Raw genomic sequence first — 12,411 nt, forward strand, 5'->3', positions numbered from 1 at the left:
CACGATGTGATACACGGTAAGCGTTCAGCGTGTGATACAGCTACCCGTGCAGCCTGTGATACAGATACGCAAGGTGAGTTAGCTAGACGCTTACTCTCTACGTGCCAGGTAATCACGAGTTCTACTCCGGCCACCTGACCCACACATTGGTGACGATGCGTTCCGCCGCTCGGGACGGTCGTGTACAGGTCATGAATATGCAGGAAGCTGAGATTGAAGGGGTTCGCTTTCTTGGATGCACAATGTGGACGGACTATGCGGCCGCCGGCAACGCCCATCAGGCCGGTTTGTATGCGCGTTCGTGCATGAACGATTTTCGGTACATCCGCACCGAGTCGTTCCGGCGGATCGTACCGAACGATTTGGTGCAGGAATCAGTTAAAGCGCGTTCCTGGCTGCGCTCGAAACTAGACGAGCCGTTCGATGGAAAAACGGTGGTGATCACTCATCACGCGCCATCGCTTCGCTCGCTGTTAGATAGTCCCGATGCGGGAACATTGCTCGATGCAGCTTACGTCAATGACTGTGAACATCTTATGGGTGGGGAGCGCGTTGCGCTCTGGCTCCATGGCCATTCACATTCTGCTGTGGATTACGAAATTCGCGGAACAAGGGTGGTATGCAACCCGCGTGGTTATCCATTTGAAGAAACGGGTTTTATTCCGAATTTGGTGCTGATGGTATGAGTTCAACTAAGCGGATTGTCGAACAAACGCGCGATGTGGCAGAAGCTTTGGCACGAGCGATGGGCACCTCTTTCGGCAGGGAAGTTACGGCGTACCTAACGGACGCCTATTTAGTGGCAGGCTGTTGTGTAGGCGTGGTTCATCGTCACGTGCGAGCTGACGTGTATGGGCGGTTTCAAGACGGGCACCGGGTTCGCACCTCCGACGTCTTGGAGGCCCATGAGCAGTATGGGTTTTGGACGCTGTATACCGCCACGGGGAGCCTGTACGTCATTGTGACATTCTTAAAAGGCAGCGGGCGCCGTTCGCTGGATGTGCTCCTGGAGCAAAGGGTAAAAGGCTTGCACGCGACCCCTGCAAGAATTCAGTGAGCCGTGCGTAGTGGGATGGTTCTCGCGTCATTTTTATAAATCGAGGTCCGCGGTTCATATGGCCAGGATGAGCTAAAAGCTATTACTAATGGCGCTTGTTAGAGAGTTTTTTACGGGAAAATGCCGTGCTCTGATTTTTATTAAATCTAACACCGATTTATAGCCTTCCATCGTTTGTAGCAGGTCAATTGGTCTATTATTTGCGAGCCCGGCTGCGGGCCGTCTCATCCAATCACGGGACGCCTTAATGTTTCCTTCAAACATCTCGACAGCAGCGAATTGTGCAAGGACAAAGCGAAGTTGTTTCCTGTTAGCGACAATTGGGCCAACACCGAGGCGATCAACTATGATTCCATGCTTGCAAAGGAGATCGCTTGACGCCTCAAGCAAAGCAGCAGGCACTACCCCCCTTGCGAGCGTTAGCAGCTTGATATCTTCCGAGGAAACGCTGGCAGGGGGTAGTTCTTTTAAAAGCTGCCTAATTATTTCGTGAATCTGCTCATTATCCATTCTGCTTTCCTCCTTTAGTTCGGCGTCCTGAGCATATTAAATATAGTGCAATATGCCAAGGCCAGAGTGCTGCTTAATAGAGGAAGGGTAATGCGTAGTTCCTTTACGTGGTGTCGCCGAAGTGGACATTGGTTCATCGTGCTCAATATGAACCAAAATCCAGTGCATATGGAGCACAACTTAAGACCGAGTGCTAACAAGTGACTATTTGACCGGCTTCATTGCCTCCACACATTAGATTCCCTAATTTCCATACCGGTTCGCTTCAGACTTGCGTCGCATTTCCAAAATTGGATGGTCTGCCGCTACTTGTTTGCCCAAGTGCATGGGCCCAGGCAGACGCAGGTAGCCGTCCCACAGTGAAGGGGTCCTGCACAGCAAGGCGACCTGTTCAGCGATCACTGTCGCAGTGCTAAATGCCCCGGGCGTTATGATCGTGATTTCTGTTACGCCCAACTGCTGCCATGGATCTCGCAGGTCTCGTTCTGATACGTCGTATCTTGTGTTCTCGCGCTGTGAGCGAACGCTGCCGTACTGCTTAGACGGTGACACGAAATAAAATACCGAGGCGCTCTCGCAAGATTGAAAAGCTCCCACCTTCGTCCCGATGTAGTGAGCAGAGTTGGGAGACAAGGTGTGGTTGCCGCTGATCTGTGCTACCTGGTGATCGGCTCGAATGCGGACGACAGCGGCATCTGACGGGACGGGAGGAAGACCCTCCCCGGGGCCATCTTTCAATGCTCCATAGAAGGTTCTTAGATTGGCATCGAGGCAGACGATCAACGAGTCGTTCGAATTGATCTTGCAGTCCAGCAAGGATTGGGTGACCAATGTCTTCAATTGGTCAGGCTTGAGCAGAGTGTCCGTCCCGTGGATGGCGGCCAAGCCCTCGCCGTAGCTGAACCATTTGCCATTGGAGTCCAGGCTAGATTCGAACCAGAAAACCTCTGGTTTATTCCCGCCCAACACCGTCCGGGTGATAACCGGCAGATAGATGGCCGGGCCTTTATCCTGAATTCTATCCAGCAAAATCGACAGCACCGTTGTGCTCGCCGGCATCGATTTTACTTTGGGCGTCGGAACGGGGAGGTGCCCGCTTAGTCGAATCGCTTCGATGATCGAGTTGGTAGCTTTGAAATCACGATCATCCGCTTTGGTCTTCCGCCTCTTAGCTTGTGCATCAGGGTCGATATGCATGATGAACTGGGTCGCGATGCCGTGCTTTGCCAGTACCCTCCGAATGACGTGCTTGGGGTCTAGCCCTGCTTCCTGAGAGGCAGCGGACGTACTGGTCTCAACGATCATTACCTTTGCGCCATTTTCAGAAGCCTGCTTGCTCGCGGGCACCACATGGTTCATTAGCCAGTCGTTTAGGCTGTTGCTGTCATGTTTTCCTTCAAGCATTCGCTGCGCGTCCGGTACATCCAGGCGTGTCAGTGCCACGAGAGGAGGCATCACCTTATCGAAGAACTTGCTGTCCTGGGCCAGGGTGGTACTGGCTGCATGTAGCCGCAGCATCACGTCAGCGTGTGCTGCGAGTACCATCGCGTTCAGATTGGCGGCCTCTCCCGTGGTGACAACCTTCTCCTCTCGTAAGCTAGCCACCGCCTTCTTGACCAGAAGCGGAGCCGTTCCAGGCAGACTTGCAAGGAGGTGAAAGCCGGCTTGGTCGAGGAACAGCGGGCCAGGGCCTGACGCAATCATTGGATTCGACGGTGGGATGGCGTAGATGGGTCTCACGTCGCTGTCGATGGGGATGTCGCCGTCGACCATTGGAGGAAACGACTGTACGCCCATGAAGGTCAGCAGCTTCTCGACAGGGTGCTCGTACGTAGTTTCCCAGCCTTCGACCGTCTTCTTGGTTTTGAGCTTCGCTTTGACGATCAGGTCGCCGGTTTTGACCCAGGCATGTTTTTTCTTGCCTACAAGGTTGGGCATCACCTGGGTCAGTTTCACACGTAGCTGGATGTAGGGCTGCGGCCGACCGTGCAGCAAGACAAGAGTCGGTTCGATAGCATGCAGTGCACTGGCATATCGGACATCATTTTCGGAAACGATAGGGTCATCCCATGCAAGCAAGCTGGAATCAGCTGCCTGGTACAGCTTGATGGGCATCGCCGCCTGCATGGGCTTTTGTATGAGGGCTTGCCCCACCAGCCAAGGAATGACCGTATACGCGAGCGATGAAATGTCTCCAGGCGTGACTAGGTGACTTGTATCCAGCGGCACCACGTCGGTGACGATCAACTTTCCTTCAATGCCGATCAGTTGCTCGTTCCAAATCCTAAGGACGTCCATCGACCATAGGTGGAGCACCTCGTTGATAGTGTCGACTGACAGCGGATAGAGCATGATAATCGCCGAGACACCGCCCTCTTTTTGGGGGAATAGGTCCACCTTTACGGGGCCCCGGGAAAGAACGGCAAGCATCTCCTCCAATCCTGTCGTAGGCAGGCCCGGATGTGGCTTTTTAACCAGCCCCTGAAGCGCTTGCCACGCGTCGAGATACTGGGGGCCGATTACCACACGGTAGGCTTGCCCCAATTGGGTCGCATCAAATTTGAATAGGCTGGTGCGTAGCTCAAGGGCCTTCATCTCGCGTCCTTTCTTGATTCATTGATGTATTTCAGAAGTGCTGATGCGACGCCGGCATGGTGACGTTCGAACTGATCCCAATCCCCATCTTTCTTGAGTTGATGGACGCTCTCGTTGAGCATCTCGTGCCAAGGCTTGACGCCATTCAGAAACGCGGCATCAGCGAAGTAACAAGTTACCGGAGTACCTCCTCGACGCCCCCGTCCGATGAGTTGAGTGAGGCTCACCAGGATGTTCATGATGGTGTAATGACGGATGTTATCCGGTTGCTGGCTAAACGCCGGGCGTGCGGTACGAATACTTTGTAGGAGAGCATTGGAGTGCTTTCGCTCCTGCATCATCAGCAAGCCAGGGCTGCTGTAGAAGGCAACCGCTTTCCCCGTCTCGTAGCAGATATGGGCAAGGTTGTTGTTTGGGCTGTCCGAAGAGGGCAGTGGACGGACGCAGATCACTACGGCGCCAATCGCCGAAAGACCATCGGCGTTTACGATGTTGTGGCCGCGCGCCATAGGGCCAAGCGCACTGACCAGCAACGTCTTGTCCTTATGCCGGCCGCTGGTGAATTCCGCCAGGTCGTCGTAGACAAGTGTTTGCTGTGCTTCGAGTGAGGATGGCTTGTACTCGCTCTGTCGTCCTCGCACCCAGCCTACCAATTGGCCTGGGCCACCCTGCATTTTCGCGAGGGTCATGGCCAGCACTTCAGCATCCGTGTCGCTGTTGGTGACCAAGAGCAGGCGAGCGCGCTCTTGGGTCTTTGGGTCGTTTGCCAGACTCTGGAGACGGGCTTTCGCCCAGGGCCATATTTCTTTGGCAAATTTCGATACCAGGAACTTGCGCTCCGCAAAGGCGGCACCAGAGATGGCGGTCGTTTGGTTGACATTCTCGAAGGTGATCTGGCCAGCTGCATCCGGAACGTCGATGAAGTCTTTGGCTCGAAGGTCGTAAGCACTGGCTCCGGGAAAATATGCAGTGGCAGAGAACCCTATGAACAACCGTTTCACACCGGCATAGCCCAGAGCGCTGACATCCGGAAGTGAAAGTAGGGTGCTGTGCGGATCACCGCGCATGGCGACGACGTTCAGGGTCGAGTCATTGTCGCTACTGTCTTTCCGCTTGAAACCAAACACGGCCCGCTGCAAGGGGCCGTTGGGGGTAGGGCTCAACGGCTCTGGCCCTGCAATGCTCCTTCGAACCTCATAAGCGTTTGGGACCTCGGCGTTGACGAAGCCAGAAAGCTCAACCTGGAGGTTTCGCAGGTGTGTTTCGATGACCAGCAGCGTGCCACGCAAGATCAACGATGCTTTTAGGCGGATCTGGTCATGCTCTTTCAGCGGTGCAGGAAGCAGACCACTGTCGGACAATGCCTTGATGAGATGACCAAGGTTGACCGCCAGGGTTTCAAGCTTGTGTTCGCCATCGTTTGAGCGCCAGCAGGCAAGGTGGTGACTTAGCCTTTCCAGGTGGGGTGGTATGCGGTTCGTGTTGTTGAACAGCTGTTCCAGCTCCTCGCGATTGATTCCCAGCTTTTCGGTAATGAAGGTGTCGTCGGCATCTGACCAGGTTGTTTCCTTCTTTGGCCACTCGAAATATTTTTCCTGCTGAAGGTTCATGAGCTGGCTCACACTGAGCGTGCAATAGGTTAGCGCCCAGTTCACCCGGTACAGACTGCTTCGATCAATCCCAGGTATGTTTGACCGGCCAACAACGGTATTGAACAGGCGCAAGAGAGGGCTATTGTCACCCTGGTTGCCAAGCTTCAGCTCGATGACACTGCTGTCTATGGCAGACTTCAGCAGACCGTCGATTTCGTCGACGAGAAACACCGGGGCAGTCCGGAGCAGCAACTCGATCAGGCTGCGCGGTCCAGGAAACTGGTCGGCGTCGGACAGCGGAATGCGCGTAGTGCCCGACAATAGGGCATGATGGTTGATCACCACGATGTCGGCTTCAAGAGCTTCTGACAACATTCTGGTCCGACCGCATTTGAAGAGAAAAGGACAGTGGTTAAGCCGTTTTGAATGCTCAAGTCGGCCTTCCTCCTGGGTCGATACCCGAACGTTGAAGCAAGGCTCTTTACCGGGTTCGACGTCGAGGAGGTCGGACGCGTAAGCATCCAGCAGGCAGGCATAGTCGTACGCGGACGCAGTATTGCTCTGCGCGAACTGGATCTGTGCACGCTCATAGACCCGCGTCGCTGAGTGCAATGGTGCAACCTTCAGATCAGCCGCTGCCACAGCTAGCGACAGCCTGAGAATACGTACGGTGTTTTCCAGTTCGACTAGCGTCGGTACCGCAATCACGACTCTGTGACCTCGGCGAGCCGCGTCAATCGACATCATCACCATGGCAACGCTTTTGCCGGTTCCAGTGGGGGCATTCACGCGGTAAAAATTGCCCGAGTCTGCTGCGCGTTTGGGTTCTGATCCCCAAATGTTGGTCAGGGAGGCTTCGTGTTGGCTGTGGAGATTGGGCGTTGCATCGAGTTGCTGGGCGAGTTCGCGTAGTGAGCCAAGCTCCCACTCGATTTCCTGCACAGCGGGCGATGAGGGGATATGGATGTGGCAGTCAGCGACTTCGAGGACGCTCCGCTCGCTTTCAGGTACAACGAAAACCCTGACCTGATCTCCAGCGATATGCTTGAGGACTACGTCCCCAGACTCTGGGAGCTGGGCATAGACCGGTGTCGCACGCCCATACTTGAGTGCCTCGAAGTATTCCCTGATGAGCTGGTCGGCATTCAGGTGCGGTGATATGCGATAGCAATCCTGTTCGTGGAGCTCGTCACTCAGCTTGCTCGCGTCGATCAACTCAAAGGGGCTGCGTTCACCTTTGATAATCGCCTCGGCGCTCATCAGGAAACGCTTGGGTTGGGCTACAAGTGAGGGCCTGAACCGCAAGCTCTCGGCTATCAGCAGCTGATCAGCGTCCTGAAGCGCGCACCAGGTGCTCCAGCCGCGTGTTCGGCCCGCGCAGAGAGCTGCTGCATCGGCCAGCATGGGTTCACTGCCCACATATCGCGCAGCCAGGGCGAGGAAAAGCGTTGTACTAATGTCAGAAAGGGGCTGCATGTTTTTGTGCCTCCCTTACGCACTGGCTCTGCGTGAAGACCGCAACCCCTGCAGGGCAGCGTTGGCGGAGCAGGGGAATGTTCTGCATCTGGTAATCCGGGATTACGATCCAGCGAGGCTTGCTCGAAGGGATTGATTCGATGTGTTTGGCCAGCTCGTAGGACGATATCCAGACCTTGGCATCAATATCCTGGTAAGCGTGGCCAAGACGGATACGCAGATCCGTTCGATCCACATCAGGCCACAGCTGCACCTCCAAACCTTTCGCCACGAGCGCGCTTGCGAGCGCAACCTCAAGCAGTCCAGGTTGGAGCGTGAATTTCCATAATGGCGGTTTGAGCATCAGCCGGTCTTCGACGGGGTGTCCCAGAAGGATGCTGTTGTCTACACGGTTGATCAGTCTCGAACCATCACGAACAAAAAGACTCTTTTTGTCCTGGCACCAGGCAGAGTCGCAACTGACCTGGTGCCGCTGAGCATTCATCGGCCATTTGCATTCGGGACATAGATACAGAAGCCCGTTATGGTGCAGGTGAGGGGGGATGGGCTCGTAGAACTCGCTTAGAGAAAGATTGAGTGGAACGAAGGATTCTTGGGCCTGGAAGGGCACGATCACGCCATGCTCAATCAGAAACAACCGGAAGTTTCGATAGTGTGTCTCACCGTCAGCCCGAAGGCGGCACGCTTGCTTGACCCGGTTTACGCTGGCCTGGACTTGCTCCCACAGCTCCCTTACGTCGAGCTCAAGCAGCATCTCATTGCAGGTTTGCGTGGCGATGTTGGAATACAGTAAGGGGCCTGAGTAGTCGGCCCTGATAGCCGAAGACAGCCAGTCCTCAAGGGGAACGCTTAGCTTGCGCTCCAATTCTATGGCTGACATTGGGTAGCCAACAGGCTCAAGACGCCAGAGCAGGGCGCAAGCCCGCTGCAGCAAGGGAAACGCCAGTGCCCTGTTCTTACTGCTGAGTGATGCGCCTTGAGCGAGGAGTTGCAGCAAATGCTCAGGTTGTTGTTTATCCATGCACTGTTCTCCACTGCGTCAACTTTGGTCTTTAAGTGGGCCGAATGTGAGCAGCTTTAGGCCATAACCTGAGTATTCAGGGGCTACCCATCCAGTGGGTGCGATATCGCATTTGATTTTGGCCTCTAGCAGGATCAATAGGTCGAAATAGTCGCTTATCGACATATCGCAATTGCCTTCTATTACGAGGATTGCATCGACCGTAGTAGTGAGTCTTGTATGCCCAGCCTGCGCTAGTAATGAATCTATAGCTGCATTTGGTGTTGAGCCCCAGCTAGTTGCTGCTTGACCAATGCAGTGTTCAGGCAGCTGCCATGTGGGGTAACTATTCCAGTTCAACCCTGGGATGCTTTGCATCTCTCTTGCTAAGTACAGGCTTGCCCAGAAGTCACACAGAGCTTGCTCAGTGCACCATAGATAGCTGCGATAACCCGGATATGCTTGTGCCATGCATGGGGCTAAATGATGGACGTGGATGATGGCTGCTAGTCGATCTAGGTGACTCGCGGGAGGTAGCTGGTCTGGAGATGAGCAGAAAAAATGAAGCTCATCAAATTGCTGTTCAGGCCAAGGTTCGTCTAGTCCGTGAGCAGAAAAACGATGCCTGTCGAGACAGGTGATGCTTTCGGGGAAATAAGCCTTGGGCAGTTCAAGTATTTGGTCTGCTAGTCGCTGAGCTTCGGCTTGTGTTTCTGCGATCAAGGCGATATCGAAACTTACCGAGTATTGTTCCCGTAGATTGAGAGCTTTCTGGTGCGTTTCTGTCTTAGCGCTTTCGGTATCGTCACCTTGGTTTAAAAGGTGGTACAGATAGTCGCTAGGCTGCATGCGCTTGCGATGCGCGTTGTTCATCTTTAGCGCACCTGCACGGGGCCGTTTGCGCACTTGTAACCGGGGTATTGGGCTTCTGCCGTGACGCGAGCCATCTCGGAGCTGGCGGCCTGTACCGTGATTGTAAAGTTAGCGCGTGGGCCCGCATTGGGTGTCACGCGTTGCAGGAAGGCAAAGCAAGTCTTCATAGCTGAGTCTCCATGGTCAGATGACAGGAGACAGAATGGGTTGGGTATGCGACAGCCTGTGTCGCATTCAACCTTGTTCGTACAGTGCCGCCATCCGATGCGCCGATAAGGCCATCACCCAGAAGTGCTTGTTGGACAACCTCCAGTACCTCTGGCTTCACCTGACCTGGTTCCAGGACAACAAAGCGGGTGTTGCTGATGACCTTGCCTGAGCAGTCTTGGCTAGGCCGGTTTCCTTTCAACAGTGATGTCGCGTAATCCCGAAGGGGCGCCAGATTTTCTACCTGCGCCGCCATTCCGAATCTAGCAGCGTGCTCCATGATCATGACGAGGTTCATCGCATCTGTTGGCAGCATGCTCAGTCGCGATAGCGATTTCTCTGCCCACCACAGTTTTGCTTTGCCCTTGGGCCTGCTGTGCACATGGGGGAATTTCTATTCGAGTTCGCTGAGGTCACGTTGAATGGTGCGTTTATCAACCTGGACGCCTTGGTTGGCTACTCGTTGGTGAATGGCATTGCTATCGAGAGCGCTGTCCTTGCTAGGGAGAAGGCCAAAGATGAGCTCATGGCGGAGTAGCTGTTCCACACTTCCATCCCTACTTGTGTGCGACACAGGCTGTCGCATGGCTGTTGAAAATGGTCAGACACGATCATCGATGAGGCAGCAGCATGAGCAAATCTGCGGAAGTCTTCAATCTCATGGATAACCTTCTTCCGCTGGCTGAAGACGTCGATCTAGCTGGGCCTGACGAGTTGCAACGCCTTTACGCTGGCATTGGAATGCCATCGCTGAGAGCGAAGGAGCTAAGCGGGCAGGCGGGTGTTACCTATCACGAGATCAAAGCAGCCAATCCGCTTCTTGGATTGGTTGATCCGATCAGGATTCGAAATCGCTATGTGGAGCTGCGTGAGCAGGCTCTGTTGGGCGATGCGGATGCGCTCAATGATCTAGGGTGGTTTTGGCTCAATGGTCTGCGGCTGAAGCCGAACCCTGCGCTGGCCAGGCGGTTATTCAAGGTTGCGGCAGTGATGGGAGCCTCAGAGGCTCTATTCAACCTCGCCGAGCTGGCCTTTTATGGCAAGGGGCTGGTGGTCAATCCGGGCTTGGCCATCGACTATTACGAGCAGGCTTTCGAAGCAGGGATTCACTGTGCTGCGCAAGCATTAGGGAGCTTGTATGAGCGTGGGGACGAGGGTGTCATCGTCGATCATGGCAAAGCCATCAGTTGGTACAAGCGTGGAGCGGCCGAGCAGGACTTGATGGCGTGCTTCTCACTTGGCAGGTTGGCTCTGGATGAGACATCACCCGAGTATGATCCAGCACTTGGCTTGTATTGGCTGCAGTGGGCGGCCATGAGGGGGCTGGTGCTGGCGACTGAGCGACTTGCTGAATTTTACTTTTCTACCTTCGAGTCTCCACCGGATCCAGATGGGCTGCTGTTTCGTTTCTGGCGGGATCTGGCGATCAGCCAGGGAAGCTTGTGGGCCAGAGAGTTGCGTGCATCGGATGTTGCTATTCAACAGGTATGCAAAAGCTCATAGCATGCTGGCTTTATGCCCCTGCAGGGATATCAATAGGTGCTGGGGTTAGGACTAAGAGGAAGGGAATGAGTCTGACTGGGAATCAAAAGGCCTTTGCACGGTACCTGGCTGATTTATGGGGCAGGCCAGAGGCACTGGGGGAGATGCGTGGTTTGTTCCCAGTGGGAGATGCTTCGGAGGCAGGGCTGCTGCATAGCTTTCGCATTAGCAAACATCAGAGCTGGAAGCCTTGGAAAGGGCGTATTGCCTCAGCGGTTCATCATTGGTGGTGTCATTCGCTTCAGGAGGCCTTTCTCCATTACTCCTGGCCTGATAGCCCTAAGCCTAATTCGTCCCAATGCATTGCTGCCCGTTTACGGCAAGCGCTAGCTGTGCGTGATCAAGCAACTGCCCGCGATGCATGCCTGGCTATATTCCACTGGGGGGGCGTCGCGCGTCGCCCTGGTGATAAATCTCTGGCTTGGGTCGAGGATCAGTACCTAAAAAAAACGCTATGCCAATCAATCATGCATGCAGTCCAACTGCTTCAACCTGGATCTGCTCAAGGGCTTGCTGCATTCGATGGCAAGGAACTCCTGATGAATTCCGCTATGACAAAGGTCTACGCGGCTGCCGACCCTGACCACATCATTATCTACGACGGCCGCGTTGGTGCTGCACTTGGATTGCTCGCCCGTTATTCACTCATGCGTTCTGGCGTACCTAGCGTCCCTGCTGATTTATCCTTTCGGTGGGGGGCCGGACAAGGCGACACGACGAATAGAGATCCATCGCTGGGGGCGTTCAAGTTTCGCAAGCTCAATGCCGCTCAGTGCCAGCTATGGGCGGGACAGGTGTTGCTTGCAGGAGAGTTGCTGCAGCAGGTGATGGCCTACAACCCAAGCATTGGCTCCATTGCAGAGCTTGAGAAAGCCCTCTTCATGATCGGTTACAACGTAGATACAGATCTCCCCCCTCTGCCGCTTCCCCGGGTTTCCCCATAAGGAGATTTAAATGGAGCTTTATCGGGCGATTCCTGCCAGCCAAGTGGGGAGGGCGGAAAAAGATCTTCGTCGTCACTCAGCGATGCGAATACCCAGCAATGTTCCCTACGTGGTCGACAACCTCTGGGAGTCTCTTCGGCCGAGAAATATGCCGTCCCGCCGGCATGCAATTTACGCCAGCCCAACCCCTGAACTCGCTTTGCTGAATGCCAGTGCTCCGCTGGCTGATGGTGATGAATACGTTGCCTGCAGGGTTGTTGTAGAACCACAGAAAATCCGTAACGCTCAGCTTCAGGTGACCGATGCGCGCTACCACAGCGACATTCGCTTGATTAGCAAGTGGATCAGTCAGCATGGGCAGGAGTTGGCTGAGCTTTCGTTGGATCAAAAGCAGAAGCTTGCACCGCTCTTTATGCCGGGCCTGCATCGACGTGAGCTGACCGAGCTGTGGAAGGCTCATCCGTTGGTGGCCGCGCTTTGTACCTATGCGACGCAGCACTCTTCGTTCTGGTCCTCCGCATCTGACAGCCCTCGGTCTTCGGATGGCGAGCTGTTCTTTGAGTTGGTCGATGACGCCGATACCTACCGGCTTGAAGTCATTTGAAGTTGCCGGAG

11 protein-coding genes are annotated in these 12,411 nt (G+C 54.6%); 5 read left to right on the forward strand and 6 right to left on the reverse strand.

What is annotated here, in order from left to right; all coding sequences use genetic code 11:
- The first annotated feature begins 191 nt into the window (after window positions 1-191).
- The gene (locus ACIGHL_RS22045) at window positions 192-686 is read left to right on the forward strand and encodes a metallophosphoesterase family protein (protein ID WP_499176819.1); all 495 of its coding nucleotides are present in this window, start codon (window positions 192-194) and stop codon (window positions 684-686) included.
- A 443-nt stretch (window positions 687-1,129) separates the two neighbouring features.
- Here ACIGHL_RS22045 and ACIGHL_RS22050 read toward each other — a convergent pair whose 3' ends face one another.
- The 6 genes from ACIGHL_RS22050 to ACIGHL_RS22075 form a co-directional block, all read right to left on the reverse strand.
- The gene (locus ACIGHL_RS22050) at window positions 1,130-1,567 is read right to left on the reverse strand and encodes an MbcA/ParS/Xre antitoxin family protein (RefSeq protein ID WP_128121601.1); all 438 of its coding nucleotides are present in this window, start codon (window positions 1,565-1,567) and stop codon (window positions 1,130-1,132) included.
- A gap of 243 nt (window positions 1,568-1,810) precedes the next feature.
- Window positions 1,811-4,162 carry an RNaseH domain-containing protein gene (locus ACIGHL_RS22055; protein WP_216706969.1) on the reverse strand — a complete coding sequence of 784 codons (2,352 nt, stop codon included), beginning with the start codon at window positions 4,160-4,162 and terminating at the stop codon, window positions 1,811-1,813.
- Entirely contained in the window at window positions 4,159-7,230 is a 3,072-nt protein-coding gene (locus tag ACIGHL_RS22060; protein WP_216706968.1) for an ATP-dependent DNA helicase, read from the reverse strand. The genes ACIGHL_RS22055 and ACIGHL_RS22060 overlap by 4 nt, the downstream gene beginning before the upstream one ends.
- Window positions 7,214-8,251, reverse strand: coding sequence for a restriction endonuclease-related protein (locus tag ACIGHL_RS22065; protein ID WP_079329505.1), 1,038 nt, complete (start codon window positions 8,249-8,251; stop codon window positions 7,214-7,216). Before ACIGHL_RS22065 ends, ACIGHL_RS22060 begins: the two co-directional genes overlap by 17 nt.
- Before the next feature lie 18 nt (window positions 8,252-8,269).
- Window positions 8,270-9,103, reverse strand: coding sequence for a hypothetical protein (locus ACIGHL_RS22070; protein ID WP_128121602.1), 834 nt, complete (start codon window positions 9,101-9,103; stop codon window positions 8,270-8,272).
- A gap of 163 nt (window positions 9,104-9,266) precedes the next feature.
- A complete protein-coding gene (locus tag ACIGHL_RS22075; protein WP_181690045.1) occupies window positions 9,267-9,626 on the reverse strand; it encodes a hypothetical protein in 360 nt (119 codons plus the stop codon).
- 66 nt (window positions 9,627-9,692) lie between these two features.
- On the opposite strand from ACIGHL_RS22075, the gene ACIGHL_RS22080 reads away from it, so the two are divergent.
- The 4 genes from ACIGHL_RS22080 to ACIGHL_RS22095 all read left to right on the forward strand — a co-directional run bounded on the left by ACIGHL_RS22080 (window position 9,693) and on the right by ACIGHL_RS22095 (window position 12,400).
- On the forward strand, window positions 9,693-9,848 hold the full coding sequence (locus tag ACIGHL_RS22080) for a hypothetical protein (protein WP_168423440.1): 156 nt from the start codon (window positions 9,693-9,695) through the stop codon (window positions 9,846-9,848).
- A gap of 92 nt (window positions 9,849-9,940) precedes the next feature.
- Window positions 9,941-10,813 carry a tetratricopeptide repeat protein gene (locus tag ACIGHL_RS22085; RefSeq protein ID WP_128121603.1) on the forward strand — a complete coding sequence of 291 codons (873 nt, stop codon included), beginning with the start codon at window positions 9,941-9,943 and terminating at the stop codon, window positions 10,811-10,813.
- 65 nt (window positions 10,814-10,878) lie between these two features.
- Window positions 10,879-11,796, forward strand: a complete 918-nt coding sequence (locus ACIGHL_RS22090) for a hypothetical protein (protein ID WP_128121604.1) — start codon at window positions 10,879-10,881, stop codon at window positions 11,794-11,796.
- Window positions 11,797-11,806: 10 nt separating this feature from the next.
- A complete protein-coding gene (locus ACIGHL_RS22095; protein ID WP_128121605.1) occupies window positions 11,807-12,400 on the forward strand; it encodes a hypothetical protein in 594 nt (197 codons plus the stop codon).
- The last annotated feature ends 11 nt before the right edge of the window (window positions 12,401-12,411 follow it).

This window comes from Pseudomonas sp. NPDC077451 (assembly GCF_044543345.1).
GTDB lineage: Bacteria > Pseudomonadota > Gammaproteobacteria > Pseudomonadales > Pseudomonadaceae > Stutzerimonas.